Source organism: Kitasatospora sp. Xyl93, assembly GCF_055383135.1.
The window spans coordinates 3,878,837-3,895,807 of record NZ_AP029185.1 but is presented as its reverse complement, the minus strand read 5'-3'; the positions used below and the strand labels follow the sequence as shown (position 1 = coordinate 3,895,807).

Below are 16,971 nucleotides of genomic sequence, written 5' to 3'. Positions count from 1 at the left end.
GTACCGGCGCCTCCGTCGTCGGCGGCGCGCGGCCCGGGTCGGTAGGGTCGGTCCATGCTGTACGGGAGGGAAGGCGAACAGGCCGCCGTCGACGGCCTGTTGGACGGGGCGCGGGCCGGCCGCAGCGGGGTGCTGCTGCTGCGGGGCGAGGCCGGCATCGGCAAGACCGCGCTGCTGGACGACGCCGTCGCGCGGGCGGGGGAGTCGTTCCGGGTGATCCGGGCGGCCGGCGTCGAGTACGAGGCCGAGCTGCCGTACGCCGGACTGAGCCTGCTGCTGGCGCCCGGCCTGGACCGGCTGGACGCCCTGCCCGGACCGCAACGGCGGTCGCTGGAGGCGGCGTTCGGCCTCTCCGACGGCCGCACCTCCGGCGGCGGTATCGCCGGGGACGGCCCCGCCGGTGACGGGCTCCCCGGCGGAGGGCGTGCCGACCGGCTGCTGGTCGGCCTCGCCACCCTCGGACTGCTCGCCGAACTCGCCGCCGACCGCCCGCTGTTGTGTGTCGTGGACGACGTGCAGTGGCTGGACCGGGCCTCACTGGACGCACTGCTGCTGGCCGCCCGGCGGCTCCAGGCCGAGGGGGTGGCCCTGCTGCTCGCCGCCCGCACCGGCGGCCCGAACGGGCCCGGCGACGGCCCGGCGGAGCGCCCGCTGGGCCTGCCCGAACGGGAGGTGGCCGGCCTGTCCGAGGCCGACGCCACCCGGCTGCTGACCCGGCGGGTCGGCCCCGACCTGCCCGCCGCCATCCGCGACCGGCTGCTCGCCGAGGCGGCCGGCAACCCGCTCGCCCTCACCGAACTCCCGGTCGCCACCGGCGTGCGGACACCGGCGCCGGGCGGCCTGCCGCTCACCAGCCGGCTGCTGATCGCCTTCCACGGCCAGGTCACCGGCCTGCCGGCGGCCACCCAGACGCTGCTGCTGGTCGCCGCCACCGAGGAGAGCGGGGCGCTGGACGTCGTCCTGCCCGCCGCGGCCGCCCTCGGCGTCACCGCCGAACACCTCACGCCCGCCGAGGAGTCCGGACTGGTGACGGTCACGGCCGACCGCCGGATCGCCTTCCGGCACCCCCTGCTGCGCTCCGCGATCCTCCAGCGGGCTCCGCACCACCAGAAGGTGACGGCCCACCGGGCGGTCGCGCGGTCGCTGCCGGACGGCGACCGCCGCACCTGGCACCTCGCCCTCGCCGCCACCGGCCCCGACGCCGCACTCGCCGACGCGCTGGAACGCACCGCCGTCCGCGCCGAACGCCGCGGCGGCCACGGCGGCGCCGCCGCGTACGAGCGCGCCGCCCGGCTCACCCCGGACCGCGACAGCGCCACCCGCCGGCTCGTCCTGGCCGCCGAAGCGGCCACCGAGGAAGGTGAGTTGGCCCGGGCCGAGGTGCTCGCCGACGAGGCCGCCGGCCGTACCGACGACGTCCTGGCGCACGCCCTGCTCGACCAGGTCCGGGCCACCGCGCACTTCTGGCGCGGCGCGTACCCGACCGCCCACCGGCTGCTGCTCGACGCCGCGGGCACCGACATCGACCCGATGCACGCCGCCCGGATGCTGCTCCAGGCCTTCCACGCCGCCTGGTACGCGGGGGAGGAGCCGGTGGTCGCCGTCCTGGACCGCCTGGCCGTCCTGCCGCTCGCCGACGACGACCCCCTCGCCCCGCTCGCCCGCCACCTGCCCGCGGCCGTCCTGCCCGCGCTCGGCCGGCCCGCCGGGCCGCTGCCGCCCGTCCGGGAGGCCGTCGAGGCCGCCCGCCGGGCCGGCGCCGAGAGCCCGGTCGACCTGGTCCAGCTGTGCGGCGCCACCCTGGTCCTCGGACGCGACGAGGAGACCGCCGAACTCGCCGCCGAACTGGTCGCCGAGGCCCGCGCCAAGGGCACCGTCGGCGTGATGCCCACCCTGCAGTTCTTCCTCGCCGAGGCCGAACTCTTCCACGGCCGCCACCGGGACGCCGAACTCACCGCCACCGAGGGCCTCGGCCTCGCCCGGGACACCGGCCAGCACCAGTGGGTCAGCCAACTCACCGCGCTGCTCGCCTGCCTGGCCGCCCTCGACGGCCGCACCGACCGCTGCGCCGAACTCGCCGCCGCCTCCCTCGCCACCACCGGCCCGCGGACCGCCGCCCCTGCGGCCGGGCAGGCCTGGGTGCAGTGGGCGCTCGCCCTGCTCGACCTCGGCCAGGGCCGCGCCGGCGACGCCGCCGACCGGCTGCACGCCCTCACCACCGGCCCGCACCGGCACCACATCAGCGCCACCCGGGCCGTCCCCGACCTGGTCGAGGCCGCCGTCCGGCTCGGCACCCCCGAGCGCGCCACCGAACCCTACGAACGCTTCGCCCGCTGGGCGGCCGCCGCCGACCGCCCCTGGGCCGAGGCCCTGCGCCTGCGCTGCCAGGCCCTGCTCGGCCCCGACGAACTCGCCGAAGCCGCCTACCGCGAGGCCCTCTCCCGGCACGCAACGGCCCACCGCCCCTTCGAACAGGCCCGCACCGCCCTCCTCTACGGCGAATGGCTGCGCCGCACCCGCCGCCGCACCGACGCCCGCCCCCACCTGCGCGCCGCCCTGGAGACCTTCGACCGTCTCGGCGCCCACCCCTGGGCCGCCCGCGCCCGCACCGAACTCTCCGCCACCGGCACCCCGGCCCCCACCCCGGCCACCCCCGCCGGCTCCCCGCAGTCCCCCCTCACCCCCCAGGAACTCCAGATCGCCCGCCTCGCCGCCCAGGGCCTCACCAACCGCGACATCGCCGCCCAGCTCTTCCTCAGCCCGAGGACCGTCGCCCACCACCTCTACAAGGCCTACCCCAAGCTCAACATCACCTCGCGCACCGAACTCACCACCGTCCTCTGACGGGACGGCCGCCGGACGCAGAGCGGATCGAGGAGAACACCGAACGGGGCGACGGCCGCGGGGGCATCAGGCCGCGGCCACGGCAGCCGGGGTGAAGCCGGCCCACCGCCGGACCGGCTGAGGCACGGTCACCCGGCCGGTCGGACACAACGACAGAGGCCCTGCCGGATCTCTCCGGCAGGGCCTCTGCATTGGGTCGGGGTGGCGGGATTTGAACCCACGGCCTCTTCGTCCCGAACGAAGCGCGCTACCAAGCTGCGCCACACCCCGGTCTTTCTGTTTGTCGCTCCGTCTCCTTCGCGACGAGTAGAACTCTACCGGACGCTCGCCGAGACACGAAATCCGGTTTCGAGCGGGCGTCCGGTGGGGGTCAGCGGGGGGCCGGGGTGAGGGTGAGGAGGGTGGCCTCGGGCGGGCAGGCGAAGCGGACGGGGGTGTAGCGGTTGGTGCCGCAGCCGGCCGAGACGTGGAGGTAGGAGCGGTGGCCGCCGGCGGTGTGGGTGGAGAGGCCCTTGACCCGGCGGGTGTCGATGTCGCAGTTGGTGACCAGGGCGCCGTAGAAGGGGATGCAGAGCTGGCCGCCGTGGGTGTGGCCGGCCAGGATCAGCGGGTAGCGGTCGGCGGTGAAGGCGTCGAGGACGCGCAGGTAGGGCGCGTGGACGACGGCGAGGGAGAGGTCGGCGTCGGCGGAGGGGCCGCCGGTGACCTCGCTGTAGCGGTCGCGGCGGATGTGCGGGTCGTCGAGGCCGGTGAACTCCAGGTCGAGCCCGTTCACGGTGAGCCGGCCGCGGGTGTTGGTGAGGTCGAGCCAGCCGGCCCCGTCGAAGCCGTCGCGGAGCTTCTCCCAGGGGTTGTGGACGGCGCCGGTGATGCCGCGGCGGGCGGTGCCGTCGGGGTTGTTCATGCCGTGGGCGCCGCTGCGCATGGCCTGGAGGTAGCGCGCCGGGTTCTTGCGGGCCGGGCCGTAGTAGTCGTTGGAGCCGAAGACGTAGACGCCCGGGAACTCCATGAGCGGCCCGAGCGCGTCGAGGGTGGCCGGGACGCCGAGCGGGTCGGAGAGGTTGTCGCCGGTGTTGACCACCAGGTCGGGGCGCAGGCCGGCCAGGCTCTTCAGCCAGCGCTGCTTCTTGCCCTGCCCGCTCACCATGTGGATGTCGGACACCTGGAGGACCCGGATCGGGCGGGCGCCGCGCGGGAGGACGGGGACCTCGATCCGGCGGAGGCGGAAGGCCCGGACCTCGTACCCGACGGAGTAGGCGAGACAGGCGGCGCCGGCGGCGGCGATGCCGAGGGGAACGGAGTACAGCGGTCGCATCAGCCCATGCTCTCAGACGGTGGATCAGCCGGCGCACGCCCGGAGTCGGCGGGGAGAGCGGCGGGAAGGACAGTGGGGAGGACGGCCTGGAGGGCGGTGGCCGGGGAGGGCTCCTCGGACTCGCGGCGGGCGCGCAGGGCGCGGACCTTGTGGCGGTTGCCGCAGCGCTCCATCGAGCACCAGCGCCGCCGGCCGGGCCGCGAGGTGTCGACGAAGATCAGCTGGCAGTCGTGGGCACCGCACTCCCGGACCCGGTCCGCGTACGGGCCGGTGAGCAGGGCGATGGCGTCCCGGGCGAGGGTGGAGGCCAGCTGCGCGCCGTCGGCGGGCAGCGGGGCGGTCGCGGCGCCGTCCGGGGCGATCCTGGGGACCATCGGCGGGTGCTCGGCGGTCCGGTTGAGGACGGCGTAGTCCCCGGGTTCGCCCGGCGTGTCGTGGGCGCGGGCGGCGGCGAGGCGCCACAGCGCGTCGCGCAGGGTGCGGGTGGCGGCGAGTTCGGCGGGGGAGACCCGGACGGCGTCGGCGGGCAGCCGCAGCCGGGACAGCGGGAGCCAGGCGGCGAGGTCGGCGGGCCGGTGCAGCACCTCGTACCGGGCGTAGGGGCCGGGGCCGCCGGTGGTGAGCAGTTCCAGGCAGAGGGCGCCGGGATCGAAGTGGAAGCTCCCGCCCGTGGCCGTGGTGAGGACCAGCCCGGGCGGGGTGCTCCGGTCGGCGGTGTCGGCTGCGTTCCGGGTGGCTGGGTCGGCTCCGTCGGTCATACGGCCCAGGATAGGCGTAACCAGGAAGAGGGGTTACGGGAGCGGGGGGCCCATCGGCCCCGACGCCGACGCCGGCGCACAGCACCCCGCTACCCCCGCCGGGCCAGGAGCGGGGACTCCGGGCCCGGCGGGGTGGCGGGCCGGCCTCACGCCGGAATGGCGTTGACGTACTCGCGCATCATCCGGGGGACCCGGTACGCGTAGTGGTGGCCGCGTTTCACCTGGACGACGGAGAGGTCGACCAGCTCGGCCAGGACGTCGAGGTTGCGGGAGCTCTCCCGGCCGCCGTCGACCGGCTCCCGCCGGACGTCCTCGATGGAGAACTCCTCGGGGAACCGGGAGAGCCGTCTGAGCGCCCGGCGCTGCCGCTCGTCGAGCAGCCCGTACGCCCAGGCGAGGCTGCGGTGCAGCGAGCGGTGGTGGGAGAGCCCGCCGACCTCCTCCTGGCCGAGGATCGGCAGCACCCGGTACTCCTCCATCAGGACGTGCAGGGGCACCGAGCGCATCCGGACGGCGGCGTTCTCGATCGCGAGCGCCAGACCGCCGAGCCGCCGGCAGAGCTCGACCACCTGGGGCATCTGGTCGCCGAGGTCCAGCGTCGGAACGACCGAGTGCACCCGGCGGCAGAACAGCTCGGCGGCGGGCGGGCAGCCGTACGGGCCGTCCGGGTGGTCGACCGACAGCGGCGAGACCTCCCACAGGTCGGCGGGCACCCCGGCGGGTGCCCGCAGCGAGGTGATCACGATGTGGAGCGCCGGGTGCCGGGCCAGCAGCGCCCTGACCAGCCGGGCCACCGTGTCGATGACGTGTTCGGCGTTGTCGACGACCAGCAGCATCTGCAGCTCGGGGTTGGTCCGCGGGTCGCGGTCGAAGCCCTGGAAGAGCGCGTCGAGCGCGCGCTGGGTCTGGGCCGCGGCGGCTGCCGGGTCGACGCCCTCGGGGGTGACCGAGCCGAGCTCCAGGACCACGACGCCGTCCCGGAAGCGGTCCAGCAGGTGGGCGGCCGAGTCCAGCGCCAGGCGGGTCTTGCCGACCCCGGCCGGCCCGGTGAGCACCAGCGGACGGCCCGGACGCAGGGCGGTCACGACGTGCAGCAGGTCGGCCTGGCGTCCGACGGTGATGTCCGTCTTGGGGCGGAGCCCCTGCCACCGTGCGTTGTCCGGGAGTTCGGAGACGTGGGCCGGCGCTCCGGGCCCCGGCCGGGCGGGCAGCGGTCCGGCCGGGACGCCCGACCGGACGGTCTGGGAGAGCAGGGCGTCGTCCCGGCCGGTCGCCGCGGAGAACAGCGCGCCCACCAGCAGTTCCACGGAACTGCGCCGCGGATTCTTGATGGCCCCGGTTTCCAGATTGCGAATGGTGCGGACGCTGACCGTGGAGTGCTCGGCTAATTGCTCCTGGCTCCAGCCGACCATCTTCCGTTGGGTTACCAACATCGAGCGAAGCTGATTGTTGTCCATTCCCCCGCGCTTCCTGCTGTCGTGAGCAGAATAAAAGTCAGAACTCAACGCGCCGTGCTGCGGCGTGCAATCACTCGGAAAACGATCACTGCTGGGCCGGGCGGTCGGGCAGCCGGGTGGAGCGCGGCCCCGAGTGCTCGTGCCGGCATGGGGCACACAGTGCCCGGGCCGCAGGGTGTCAGGGCTGCAGGGGGCCTGGGCGGCAGTGTGTCAATGCCGTGGAATAATGAATCAGGGACGTGGTGACGGTTTGTCTCAGTTGTTCATGGCGGCCTTCGAGGGCGGTCCGGCGATGATTCGAGGCGATTCGGCGATGATTCGGCGGTGAGGTGATCGCCGCCATCGGACTGCTCAAGCGACGCGCGAACGAGTGTACTACGCCGATTATTTTCGGCGAAGCGGTCACAACGTTCGATTTGCCCCTTCAGGACCGGCAACTTCGCTCCGGGGCAGGCAATTTTCGGCATTTCGGCCGAGATTGTGCGAGCGTTGTCGGCCACCTTGGCCGGATCCCTTCGCTCGTTCCCGGCCTGGATCGTCGATTGTTCACGGACTCGACCACCGCCCGTTCCCGGTCCGGATCGCCGCGGCCCGGCGCACCGTCGGCGGGCGGCTGGTGACGGCGCGTCGGGATTGTCGGGGGATACTCGTTCAACTGCGGAAACCCCGGTGGACGCCCGCGGGAAACCTGGTTGAGCCCACCCACAGCCGAAGGATAAGAAGAGGAAATGACAACGCTCAAGGAGCAACTGCAAGAAGACCTCACGGCTGCCATCAGGGACCGGGACGAGCTGCGCTCGTCCACCATCCGGCTCACGCTGGCCGCCGTCACCAGCGAGGAGGTGGCGGGCAAGCAGAAGCGCGAGCTGTCCGACGCCGACGTGCTGAAGGTGATCGGCCGCGAGGCGAAGAAGCGCCGGGAGGCCGCCGAGGCCTTCGGCACCGCCGGTCGGACGGAGCAGGCGGCCCGGGAGCTGGCGGAGGGCGAGGTGCTGGCGACCTACCTGCCCAAGCAGCTCTCCGACGAGGAGCTGGCCGCGATCGTGGCGGCCGCCGTGGCCGAGAGCGGCGCGAGCGGCCCGCAGGCGATGGGCGCCGTCATGAAGCTGGTGAAGCCCAAGGTCGACGGCCTGGCCGAGGGCAGCCGGGTCGCCGCCGCCGTGAAGGCCGCCCTGGCCTGACCGGGGGCCGGGGTGCCGGGGTGCCGCTGGGCGGCGCCCGGCCGCCCGGTGCCGGCTCCGCGAGCCCCGGTGACACGCCGAAGGGGCGCCCTCCGCACTGGAGGGCGCCCCTTCGGATGTTCCTGGCCGGTGCACCTGACCCGGCCCGGGAGCCGCGTCAGCCGTTCCCGTTGCCGCCGCCGTGCCGGCCGCCGTTCCCGTTGCCGGGGAGGGGCGGGAAGGTGAACCCGCCGGGGAAGCCGCCGGGCAGCCCCCCGGGCAGACCGCCGACCTGGCCGGGGTTGCCGCCGGGCTGCGGCGGCGGGGGGTTGCCGCCGGGCGGCGGGGTGTTCGGGTCGGCGGCCGGCGGGGTGGCGCCCGCGGGGGGAGTGGCCGGCAGCGGGTCGGGGATGTTCGCGGTCTGGATCGGCTCCAGCGGCGTGCCCTTGAGCGCCTGGTTCATCGCCAGCGCCCAGATCGGGCCGGGGCCGGTCGCGCCGAACACGTCGTCGAAGTGCTTGCCGCCGATGTTGATGTTCTTCATCTTGACGCCGCCGGCCGGGCCGCCGAGCCAGACCGCGGTGGCCAGCGACGGGGTGTAACCGCTGAACCAGGCGGCCTTCTTCTCGTCGGTGGTACCGGTCTTGCCGGCGATCTTGCGGCCGTCGTCCATGGTCAGGGCGGCGGCGGTGCCCTTCTCCGTCACGTTCAGCAGGACGGCGTTGAGCGAGTCCGCGGTGCTGTCGGAGAAGGCCTGGCTGCACTGGGCCTGCGGGACCTGGACGTCCTTGCCGTCCACCGTGGTGATCTTGTTGATCGCGATCGGGGTGCAGTACTTGCCGCGGGCGGCGAAGGTCGCGTAGACGTTCGCCATGGTCAGCGGGGAGAGCTCCAGGGTGCCGAGGACCATCGAGGGCACCTCCTGGAAGGCGTCGCCCTTGGCGGACTGGGTGATGCCCAGCTTGTTCGCCATCTGCTTCATCGCGCAGAGGCCGACCTGCTGCTCCATCTGCACGAAGTAGGTGTTGATCGAGCGGGCCATCGCCTCCTTCAGCTGGTACGGCCCGACCTCGCTGTCCTGCTCGTTCTTCACCGTGGCCTTGGGCTTCTCGGTGTTCTTCCAGGTGCCCGAGCAGGTGGACATCTGGGGGTACTCGATCTTGTTCTCGGACGGGAACGCCTGGGTGTTCGACATCCCCGACTCCAGCGCCGCCGCGGCCAGGATCGGCTTGAAGGTCGAACCGGTCTGGAAGCCGTTGCCGCCGCCCATCGCGGCGTCCACGTTGAGGTTGACGACGGTCTGGTTCTTGTTCGGGTCCAGGCCGTACGGGCGGGTCTGGGCCATCGCGAGGATCTTGCCGGTGCCCGGCTCCATCATGGTCGCGGCCGCCGACACCTGGTCGGTCACGTTGACCTTGGTGGTGACGGCGTTCTGCGCGGCGGCCTGCTTGTCCGGGTCCAGCGTGGTGTAGATGTTCAGGCCGCCGGTGTTCCAGAGCTTCTTGCGCTCGTCGGAGCTCTTGCCGAAGGCCGGGTCCTGCTTGACCACGTGGCGCACGTAGTCGCAGAAGAAGCCCATGCCGGCCTGGGCGGTGATGCAGCCGTTCTGCGGGTCCTTGTACTTCAGGCCCAGCGGGGCGGCCTTCGCCTCCTTCGCCTGGTCGGCGGTGATGTGCTTGTTCTCCAGCATCTTGTCGATCACGACGTTGCGGCGCTTGACCGTGTTCTCGGGGTAGCGCACCGGGTCGTAGGACGACGGGTTCTGCACCATGCCGGCCAGGGTGGCGGCCTCGGCGATGGTCAGGTCCTTGTTGCTCTTGCTGAAGTAGCGCTGGGAGGCGGCCTCCACCCCGTACGCCTGGTGGCCGTAGAAGGTGATGTTGAGGTAGTTGGTGAGGATCTGGTCCTTGGACAGGTCCTCCTCCAGCTTGATGGCGACCTTGAGCTCCTGGATCTTGCGGCCCAGGGTCTTGCGCTGGGCCTCCAGGACGGCCGCCTGGTCGTCGCCGGCCTTCTCCACGTTGACGTTCTTCACGTACTGCTGGGTCAGCGTCGAGGCGCCCTGGGAGGCGGTGCCGCTCTCCGCGTTCTTGCTGACCGCGCGGAGGATGCCCTTGAGGTCGACGGCGCCGTGCTCGTAGAAGCGCGCGTCCTCGATGTCCACCTGGGCGTGCCGCATGAACGGCGACATCTGATCGGCGGTCAGGACGGTGCGGTCGCGCTCGTAGACCTTGGCGATCAGTCCGCCCTTGGCGTCGAAGATCTGGGTCGCCTGGGTGAGCGGCGGCGTCTTGAAGTCGTCGGAGATGTTGTCGAAGCTCTCCGCCGTGTCCTTGGCCGTCAGCCCGATGGCGCCGACGGCGGGCAGGGCGAGCCCAGCCAGCAGGACTCCGGACAGCACGCTGACACCCAGGAACTTCACGCCGTTGCCGGCGTGCTCCAACGGTGATCCGCCGGTCCTGCCGCGCGGAGCTCCGGTGTTGCCTGGGGCCTGGGATGCCTGTGGGCGCTTCGGTGCCATGAGGAGAACCCTACGTCGCGGATTCCCGCACACGGCGGCAGGTGTTCGCCTAGGCTTGTCACAAGCTTGCGACAGCTTCGGTGCGTCAACATCATTCACTCTTGTGGGCGAGGAGACTTGCCCGGATTGTCCGCCGATGACCGGGTTTTGAGGCAGCTGTGGCCTGCTGTACCCGTGTGACTGGTTACGCTACGTGACGACACCTGTGGCGAGAGTACCGGTTCCGCTTTTGGCAAGGTGTGCCACCTGCGATCACTCCAACGAGTGAGCTGATCGATACCCATAGTCCAATCGGGTCATTCGAGATTGAGCCCGAAGGGGCTGTTGCAAGCTGTCGTTCTTCCGTAACGTCCTCAACTGGCAACGGTGAATATGCCGTTGCCGCCGTGGGGGAGCCTCGATATGGGAGAGGACGGCGCCGGCATGGGCTGGGTAGACGACTGGAGTGCGCAGGCCGCCTGCCGCACGAGTGATCCGGACGAACTGTTCGTCCAGGGGGCGGCACAGAACCGGGCGAAGGCGGTGTGCAGCGGCTGCCCCGTCCGGACGGAGTGCCTCGCGGACGCCCTGGACAACCGGGTGGAGTTCGGGGTCTGGGGCGGGATGACGGAGCGCGAGCGCCGGGCGCTGCTGCGCCGCCGCCCGACGGTCATCTCGTGGCGGCGGCTGCTGGAGACGGCGCGCACCGAGTACGAGGAGTCCCTCGCGACCGGCGTGATACTGACGGACTACGCCCAGGCGGGCTGAGCCCGGCCGCACCGCGGCGGTCCGGGCCGGTCGGCCCCAGGGTGCGGGCTACGCCGCGCCGTTGAGCCGGTCCCCGATGGCCCGCAGTCCGTCCAGGTCGTGCACGTCGCCCGGCAGCGCCGGCACCTCCACGATCGGCACGTCCGGGTACACCGAGACGAAGCGGTCGCGGGTACGGCGTTCGCGCCCCATGATCTGCATCCGCTCGGCGTGCAGCCGGAGCAGCCCGGCCGCGAGCTGTTCCGCCTCGGGCGAGGCGTGCTCCGAACCGTTCTCCTCCAGGGCCTCGGCGGCCGCCAGCGCCCGCTCCGCGGTGAGCTGCGGCGCGCCCGTACCGTGCACCCGGTTGAGCACCAGCCCGGCCAGCGGCATCCGGTCCGCGGCCAGCCGGTCGACGAAGTACGCCGCCTCCCGCAGCGCGTCCCGCTCCGGCGCGGCCACCACCAGGAACGCCGTGCCCGGCGCCTTGAGCAGCTGGTACGTGCGGTCCGCGCGCTCCCGGAAGCCGCCGAACATCGAGTCCATCGCGCTGACGAAGGTCTGCACGTCGGTGAGCAGCTGGGCGCCGAAGATCTTGCCCAGGGTGCCGGTGAGCAGGCCCATCCCGACGTTCAGGAAGCGCATCGCGCTGCGTCCGCCGACCTTGGCCGGGGCGGTGAGGATCCGGATCACCCGGCCGTCCAGGAAGGATCCGAGCCGGTTGGGCGCGTCCAGGAAGTCCAGCGCCGAGCGGGACGGCGGGGTGTCGACGACGATCAGGTCCCACTCCTCGGCGGCCCGCAGCTGCCCGAGCTTCTCCATCGCCATGTACTCCTGCGTGCCCGCGAAGCCGGCCGACAGGGACTGGTAGAAGGGGTTCTCCATGATCGCCCGGGCCCGTTCGGGCTCGGCGTGGGCCAGCACGACCTCGTCGAAGGTCCGCTTCATGTCCAGCATCATGGCCTGGAGTTCGCCGGTGCCGGTGACCCCCTTGACCACCCGGGGGGTGTTGTCGAGCTCGGTCAGGCCCATCGACTGGGCGAGCCGGCGGGCCGGGTCGATGGTCAGCACCACGACCTTGCGGCCGCGTTCGGCCGCCCGCAGGCCGAGGGCCGCGGCGGTGGTGGTCTTGCCGACGCCGCCGGAGCCGCAGCAGACGATGATCCTGGTCTTCGGGTCGTCGATCAGCTCGTCCACCGCGAGCCGCCGCCCGGTGCTCCGGACCCCGTTTCCGACCGCGCCGTTTCCGACCGCGCCGTGGCCGGTCGTGCGGCCGGAGGTCGGGCCCTGGCCGGTCGTGCCGCCGGAGGTCGCGCCGGGGCCGGCCGGGCCCTTGGAGGTCGTGCCGTCGGTGGTCATGCCGCCCCCTGCCGCTTCAGTTCGCCCGCCAGCCGGTACAGCCCGCCGAGGTCCACGCCCTCGCCCAGCAGCGGCAGTTCGTACGTCGGGAGCCGCAGCTGCTGGATGTCGGCGCGCTGCGCGCGCTCCAGCTCGACCCGCTCGGCGTGCTCCCTGGCCTGCTCCAGCAGCGGGTCGAGCAGCGACTCCACCGCCGCCCGGACCTTCTCCGCGGCCCGGGTGCGGCCGCCGAGCCCGGCCTCCCCGAGCGCCCGGGCGACCTCCTCCCGGTGGTCCCCGTCCACCGCGGCCACCGCCGCCGCGTCCAGCAGCGGCGGCCGGACCATGTTGACCATCACCCCGCCCACCGGGAGCTTCGCCTCGCGCAGCTCCTCGATGCCGTCGACCGTCTCCTGCACCGGCATCTCCTCCAGCAGGGTGACCAGGTGCACCGCGGTCTCCGGCGACTTCAGCACCCGCATCACGGCCTGCGCCTGGGTGTGTATCGGGCCGATCCGGGCCAGCCCGGCGACCTCGGCGTTGACGTTCAGGAAGCGGGTCAGCCGCCCGGTCGGCGGGGCGTCCATCACCACCGCGTCGTAGCGCCGCCGGCCGTCCGGGTCCTTGCGCCTGGTCGCCTCGCAGGCCTTGCCGGTGAGCAGGACGTCCCGCACGCCGGGGGCGATGGTGGTGGCGAAGTCGACGAAGCCCACCTTCTGGAGCGCCTTCCCGGCCCGGCCGAGCTTGTAGAACATCTCCAGGTACTCCAGCAGCGCCAGCTCGGTGTCGATCGCCAGCGCGAAGACCTCGCCGGGCCCGCCCGGCCCGGCGGGCAGCGCCAGCTGGGCGCGCGAGACCGAGGCGATCCGGCGCTCCTCGTACGGGAGCGCGGCGATCCCGAACAGCTCGGCGACGCCCTGCCGGCCCTCGACCTCGATCAGCAGCACCCGTCCGCCGTCGGCGGCGAGCGCCAGGGCCAGCGCGGCGGCCAGCGTGGTCTTCCCGGTGCCGCCCTTGCCGCTGACCACGTGCAGCCGGACGCCCTCCCAGTCGGGGTCGCGCCGGGCCGTCTGGCCGGGGGTGCGTGCCACGCTCCGTCTCCGTCCGTCTCCGTCCTACGGGCGTCCCCTCCTGACGAGGGTGCCCCTCCTCAGGGTGCCCTCTCGCGAGGGTAACCAGGGAGCGCACCGGATGCCCGGAGCACCTGGGCCGTCAGGCCCGATCATGCCCTGTTTGTGCCCCACCTCACACACCCCGGGGTCGGCGGCGCCGATCGTCGCGACGGCTCGTCTAGAGTCTGGCCATGACCAAGTGGGAATACATGACGGCGCCCCTGCTGGTGCACGCCACCAAGCAGATCCTGGACAACTTCGGCGAGGACGGCTGGGAGCTCGTCCAGGTCGTGCCCGGCCCCAACCCGGAGCAGCTGGTGGCCTACTTCAAGCGGGAGAAGAACGCATGAGCAAGGTCGAGGAGAAGCTCGCCGAGCTGGGTCTGACCCTGCCGCCGGTGGCCGCCCCGGTCGCCGCCTACGTCCCGGCCCTGCGGACCGGCGACCTCGTGTTCACCTCCGGCCAGCTCCCGGTGGTGGGCGGCAAGCTGCCGACCACCGGCAAGGTCGGCGCCGAGGTCTCCCCGGAGGAGGCCAAGGAGCTCGCGCAGATCTGCGCGCTGAACGCCCTGGCCGCCGTGAAGTCGGCGATCGGCGACCTCGACCAGGTCGAGCAGGTCGTCAAGGTCGTCGGCTTCGTCGCCGCCGCCCCCGACTTCATCGGTGTCCCGGCCGTCGTGAACGGTGCCAGCGAGCTGCTCGGCGCGGTGCTGGGCGACGCGGGCAAGCACGCCCGCAGCGCCGTCGGCGTCGCGGTGCTGCCGCTGGACGCCCCGGTCGAGGTCGAGATCCTGGTGAAGGTCAAGTCCGCCTGAGCATGACCGCGGCGGCGGGGCCGGAGGTCCTCCGGTCCCGCCCCGGTGTTGCCGGAGGGTGTCCGATCGATCCGTGAGCCTGGCGGGAATCGTCGGCCACGCCCTAGCATCCGGGCATGGACCATCGAGCGACGACGCTCCCGATGCCGCCCGGTTGGCCCGCCCGGATCCGGGCGGTCGAATCCGGCGCGGTGACCCCGCCGGTGCCCAGGCCCGCCGCCACCGTCGTGCTGCTGCGCGACGCCGCCGACGGGCCGGAGGCCTACCTGCTGCGCAGACGCACCTCGATGGCCTTCGCGGCCGGGATGTACGCCTACCCCGGCGGCGGGGTGGACCCGCGGGACGCCGAGGTCGAGCCGGGCTGGGCCGGGCCGGCGCCCGAGGAGTGGGCGCGGCGGCTCGGGGTGGACGCGCGGACGGCGCGGGCGGTGGTCTGCGCGGCCGTCCGCGAGACCTTCGAGGAGGCCGGCGTGCTGCTGGCCGGCCCGGACGCCGAGAGCGTCGTCGCGCCGCGCGACTGGTCCGCCGAGCGGGCCGCGCTGGAGGCGCACGAGCTGTCCTTCGCCGAGTTCCTCCGGGACCACGGCCTGGTGCTGCGCAGCGACCTGCTGGGCGGCTGGGCCCGCTGGATCACCCCGGAGTTCGAGGAACGGCGCTACGACACCTGGTTCTTCGTCGCCGTGCTGCCGGCCGGCCAGCGCGCCGCCCTGGAGGTCGGCGAGGCCGACCGGGTCGCCTGGCTGACCCCGGCCGAGGCGGTGCGGGGCCACCGGGAGGGCCGGTTCGGCATGCTGCCGCCGACCGTGACGGTGCTTCGCGAGCTGTCCTCGGCCCGGACCGCCGCCGAGGCCCTGGCCGCGGCCGCCGACCGTAGGCTGACGCCGGTCCTGGGCCGGGCCGAGGTCCGCGGGGACCGGCTGACGGTCCGCTGGCCCGGCTACGAGGAGCTGACGATCGACGGGGAGTTCCCCGAGGGGGCCTGACCGTTGCTCCCTTTCGGGACCACCCGTACGAGCCGCACGATCCGCACCGCCCGTGCTTCCGGTACGACTCGCACGATCCGCCCCACCCGCACGAGACGACCTTCCCGTACCGCCGCAGAGAAAGGACCGACGCCCGATGACCCACAACGACGTGGCTCGCCGGACGGCGCCCCGGATGCCCGCCCGCCGCGTGATCCCCCGTGACCCCGCCTGCGAGAGCCAGGTCCCGTTCGTCGAGGTGGCGCAGCGCGCCCTCGTCCGGGCGCTGCCGCTGCGGGCCCTGCACCGAGACGTGGGAGGCGGCCGGTGAGCGGACTCCTGCCGGGCGACCCCGCCGCCGCCGTCGGCGGCGAGGCCACCCCTCGGGCGCTGTGCGTGCTGGCACCGAACCCGTCGCCGATGACGCTGGACGGCACCAACACCTGGCTGCTCTCCGAGCCGGGCTCGGACCTCGCGGTGGTGATCGACCCGGGCCCGCTGCACGAGGGCCATCTGCGCCGGGTGATCGATCTCGCGCAGGAGCGGGGCAAGCGGATCGCGCTGACCCTGCTCACCCACGGCCACGCCGACCACTCCGAGGGCGCGGCCCGCTTCGCCGAGCTGACCGGCACCGAGGTACGGGCCCTGGACCCGGCGCACCGGCTGGGCTCCGAGGGCCTGGTCGGCGGCCAGCGCCTCGACGTCGGCGGACTGGACCTGCGGGTGGTGGCCACCCCGGGGCACACCTCGGACTCGCTGACCTTCCACCTGCCGGACGACGGCGCGGTGCTCACCGGCGACACCGTGCTCGGCCGCGGCACCACGATGGTCGCGCACCCCGACGGCCGGCTCGGCGACTACCTGGACTCGCTGCGCCGGCTGCACACCATGGCCTCCCACCAGGGCGTGCGGACCGTGCTGCCCGGCCACGGCCCGGTGCTCGCGGACGCGCTCGGCGCCGTCGACTACTACCTGGCCCACCGGGCCGCCCGGCTCGCCCAGGTGGAGACCGCGGTCGAGGCGGGCTGCCAGACGGCGTCCGACGTGGTGGCCCGGGTCTACGCCGACGTGGACCGGGCGCTCTGGCCGGCCGCCGAGCTGTCGGTGCGGGCCCAGCTGGACTACCTGGAGGAGCACGGGCTGATCCCGGGCGCCGAGGACTGACCGGGGAGACCGGGGGAGACGCGGAAGGGCCCGTCCGATCCGGACGGGCCCTTCCGCGTGCGCGGGCGTCAGCGCGAGCGGCGCGACAGCCGCTCGACGTCCAGCAGGACCACGGCGCGGGCCTCCAGCTTCAGCCAGCCGCGGCCGGCGAAGTCGGCGAGCGCCTTGTTGACCGTCTCGCGGGAGGCGCCGACCAGCTGGGCCAGCTCCTCCTGGGTGAGGTCGTGGGCGACGTGGATGCCCTCCTCGGACTGCACGCCGAACCGGCGGGAGAGGTCCAGCAGGGCCTTGGCGACGCGGCCGGGCACGTCGGAGAAGACCAGGTCGGACATCACGTCGTTGGTGCGGCGCAGTCGGCGGGCGATGGCCCGGAGCAGCGCGATGGAGACCTCGGGGCGGGCGTGCAGCCAGGGCTGGAGGTCGCCGTGGCCGAGGCCGAGCAGCTTGACCTCGGTCAGCGCGCTGGCGGTCGCGGTGCGCGGGCCCGGGTCGAACAGCGACAGCTCGCCGATCATCTCGCTGGGGCCGAGCACGGCGAGCATGTTCTCGCGGCCGTCCGGGGAGGCGCGGTGCAGCTTGACCTTGCCCTCCGCCACGACGTACAGGCGGTCGCCCGGGTCGCCCTCGTGGAACAGCGACTCACCACGGGCGAGGGTGACCTCGGTCATGGAAGCGCGCAGCTCGCCGGCCTGTTCGTCGTCGAGTGCCGCGAAGAGTGCGGCGCGCCGCAGAACGTCGTCCACGTGCTTCCTCCTTCTCGGCCGTACGGCGGGTGGGCCGTCCGGCGCAAGTTCCGTTCA

15 protein-coding genes and 1 tRNA gene are annotated in these 16,971 nt (G+C 73.4%); 8 read left to right on the top strand and 8 right to left on the bottom strand.

What is annotated here, in order from left to right:
• The first annotated feature begins 54 nt into the window (after positions 1–54).
• Positions 55–2,844: an ATP-binding protein gene (locus ACZ5GH_RS17340; RefSeq protein ID WP_464334689.1), complete on the top strand. Its 2,790-nt coding sequence runs from the start codon at positions 55–57 to the stop codon at positions 2,842–2,844.
• A gap of 196 nt (positions 2,845–3,040) precedes the next feature.
• On the opposite strand, the gene ACZ5GH_RS17335 is transcribed toward ACZ5GH_RS17340, so the two are convergent.
• The 4 genes from ACZ5GH_RS17335 to ACZ5GH_RS17320 all read right to left on the bottom strand — a co-directional run bounded on the left by ACZ5GH_RS17335 (position 3,041) and on the right by ACZ5GH_RS17320 (position 6,350).
• A tRNA-Pro gene (locus ACZ5GH_RS17335) sits at positions 3,041–3,114 on the bottom strand.
• A gap of 100 nt (positions 3,115–3,214) precedes the next feature.
• Complete coding sequence (locus ACZ5GH_RS17330; RefSeq protein WP_464334688.1) at positions 3,215–4,159, bottom strand: metallophosphoesterase; 945 nt, start codon at positions 4,157–4,159, stop codon at positions 3,215–3,217.
• Positions 4,159–4,917, bottom strand: a complete 759-nt coding sequence (locus ACZ5GH_RS17325; RefSeq protein WP_464334687.1) for a CGNR zinc finger domain-containing protein — start codon at positions 4,915–4,917, stop codon at positions 4,159–4,161. Before ACZ5GH_RS17325 ends, ACZ5GH_RS17330 begins: the two co-directional genes overlap by 1 nt.
• Positions 4,918–5,063: 146 nt before the next feature.
• Complete coding sequence (locus ACZ5GH_RS17320; protein WP_464334686.1) at positions 5,064–6,350, bottom strand: helix-turn-helix domain-containing protein; 1,287 nt, start codon at positions 6,348–6,350, stop codon at positions 5,064–5,066.
• A 752-nt stretch (positions 6,351–7,102) separates the two neighbouring features.
• On the opposite strand from ACZ5GH_RS17320, the gene ACZ5GH_RS17315 reads away from it, so the two are divergent.
• Complete coding sequence (locus tag ACZ5GH_RS17315; RefSeq protein WP_464334685.1) at positions 7,103–7,555, top strand: GatB/YqeY domain-containing protein; 453 nt, start codon at positions 7,103–7,105, stop codon at positions 7,553–7,555.
• 157 nt (positions 7,556–7,712) lie between these two features.
• Here ACZ5GH_RS17315 and ACZ5GH_RS17310 read toward each other — a convergent pair whose 3' ends face one another.
• The gene (locus ACZ5GH_RS17310; protein ID WP_464334684.1) at positions 7,713–9,977 is read right to left on the bottom strand and encodes a transglycosylase domain-containing protein; all 2,265 of its coding nucleotides are present in this window, start codon (positions 9,975–9,977) and stop codon (positions 7,713–7,715) included.
• Between the two features lie 501 nt (positions 9,978–10,478).
• Between ACZ5GH_RS17310 and ACZ5GH_RS17305 the strand changes: the two genes are divergently transcribed.
• Entirely contained in the window at positions 10,479–10,802 is a 324-nt protein-coding gene (locus tag ACZ5GH_RS17305) for a WhiB family transcriptional regulator (RefSeq protein WP_030240986.1), read from the top strand.
• 48 nt (positions 10,803–10,850) lie between these two features.
• On the opposite strand, the gene bagB is transcribed toward ACZ5GH_RS17305, so the two are convergent.
• Complete coding sequence (gene bagB / locus ACZ5GH_RS17300) at positions 10,851–12,140, bottom strand: ATPase BagB (protein ID WP_464334683.1); 1,290 nt, start codon at positions 12,138–12,140, stop codon at positions 10,851–10,853.
• Positions 12,137–13,210, bottom strand: coding sequence for an ATPase BagA (bagA, locus tag ACZ5GH_RS17295; RefSeq protein ID WP_464334682.1), 1,074 nt, complete (start codon positions 13,208–13,210; stop codon positions 12,137–12,139). The genes bagB and bagA overlap by 4 nt, the downstream gene beginning before the upstream one ends.
• A 212-nt stretch (positions 13,211–13,422) precedes the next feature.
• On the opposite strand from bagA, the gene ACZ5GH_RS17290 reads away from it, so the two are divergent.
• The 5 genes from ACZ5GH_RS17290 (at position 13,423) to ACZ5GH_RS17270 (ending at position 16,171) form a co-directional block, all read left to right on the top strand.
• The gene (locus ACZ5GH_RS17290; protein ID WP_094743074.1) at positions 13,423–13,581 is read left to right on the top strand and encodes a DUF4177 domain-containing protein; all 159 of its coding nucleotides are present in this window, start codon (positions 13,423–13,425) and stop codon (positions 13,579–13,581) included.
• Complete coding sequence (locus tag ACZ5GH_RS17285) at positions 13,578–14,045, top strand: RidA family protein (protein WP_387752531.1); 468 nt, start codon at positions 13,578–13,580, stop codon at positions 14,043–14,045. Before ACZ5GH_RS17290 ends, ACZ5GH_RS17285 begins: the two co-directional genes overlap by 4 nt.
• 116 nt (positions 14,046–14,161) lie before the next feature.
• The gene (locus ACZ5GH_RS17280; protein ID WP_464334681.1) at positions 14,162–15,028 is read left to right on the top strand and encodes an NUDIX hydrolase; all 867 of its coding nucleotides are present in this window, start codon (positions 14,162–14,164) and stop codon (positions 15,026–15,028) included.
• 136 nt (positions 15,029–15,164) lie between these two features.
• Positions 15,165–15,338 carry a hypothetical protein gene (locus ACZ5GH_RS17275; protein WP_387752536.1) on the top strand — a complete coding sequence of 58 codons (174 nt, stop codon included), beginning with the start codon at positions 15,165–15,167 and terminating at the stop codon, positions 15,336–15,338.
• Entirely contained in the window at positions 15,335–16,171 is an 837-nt protein-coding gene (locus ACZ5GH_RS17270; RefSeq protein WP_387752539.1) for an MBL fold metallo-hydrolase, read from the top strand. Before ACZ5GH_RS17275 ends, ACZ5GH_RS17270 begins: the two co-directional genes overlap by 4 nt.
• A 68-nt stretch (positions 16,172–16,239) precedes the next feature.
• Here the strand turns inward: ACZ5GH_RS17270 and ACZ5GH_RS17265 are convergent, their stop codons facing one another.
• Positions 16,240–16,914: a Crp/Fnr family transcriptional regulator gene (locus ACZ5GH_RS17265; protein WP_030288117.1), complete on the bottom strand. Its 675-nt coding sequence runs from the start codon at positions 16,912–16,914 to the stop codon at positions 16,240–16,242.
• Positions 16,915–16,971: the final 57 nt, after the last annotated feature.

Excerpts from the sequence above, each read along its gene's own strand:
- ACZ5GH_RS17320 (WP_464334686.1), bottom strand. The coding sequence starts at position 6,350 with ATGTTGGTAACCCAACGGAAGATGGTCGGCTGGAGCCAGGAGCAATTA.
- ACZ5GH_RS17275 (WP_387752536.1), top strand. The coding sequence starts at position 15,165 with ATGACCCACAACGACGTGGCTCGCCGGACGGCGCCCCGGATGCCCGCC.
- ACZ5GH_RS17305 (WP_030240986.1), top strand. The coding sequence starts at position 10,479 with ATGGGCTGGGTAGACGACTGGAGTGCGCAGGCCGCCTGCCGCACGAGT.
- ACZ5GH_RS17330 (WP_464334688.1), bottom strand. The coding sequence starts at position 4,159 with ATGCGACCGCTGTACTCCGTTCCCCTCGGCATCGCCGCCGCCGGCGCC.
- ACZ5GH_RS17340 (WP_464334689.1), top strand. The coding sequence starts at position 55 with ATGCTGTACGGGAGGGAAGGCGAACAGGCCGCCGTCGACGGCCTGTTG.
- bagB (WP_464334683.1), bottom strand. The coding sequence starts at position 12,140 with ATGACCACCGACGGCACGACCTCCAAGGGCCCGGCCGGCCCCGGCGCG.
- ACZ5GH_RS17280 (WP_464334681.1), top strand. The coding sequence starts at position 14,162 with ATGGACCATCGAGCGACGACGCTCCCGATGCCGCCCGGTTGGCCCGCC.
- ACZ5GH_RS17315 (WP_464334685.1), top strand. The coding sequence starts at position 7,103 with ATGACAACGCTCAAGGAGCAACTGCAAGAAGACCTCACGGCTGCCATC.
- ACZ5GH_RS17290 (WP_094743074.1), top strand. The coding sequence starts at position 13,423 with ATGACCAAGTGGGAATACATGACGGCGCCCCTGCTGGTGCACGCCACC.
- ACZ5GH_RS17325 (WP_464334687.1), bottom strand. The coding sequence starts at position 4,917 with ATGACCGACGGAGCCGACCCAGCCACCCGGAACGCAGCCGACACCGCC.
- ACZ5GH_RS17285 (WP_387752531.1), top strand. The coding sequence starts at position 13,578 with ATGAGCAAGGTCGAGGAGAAGCTCGCCGAGCTGGGTCTGACCCTGCCG.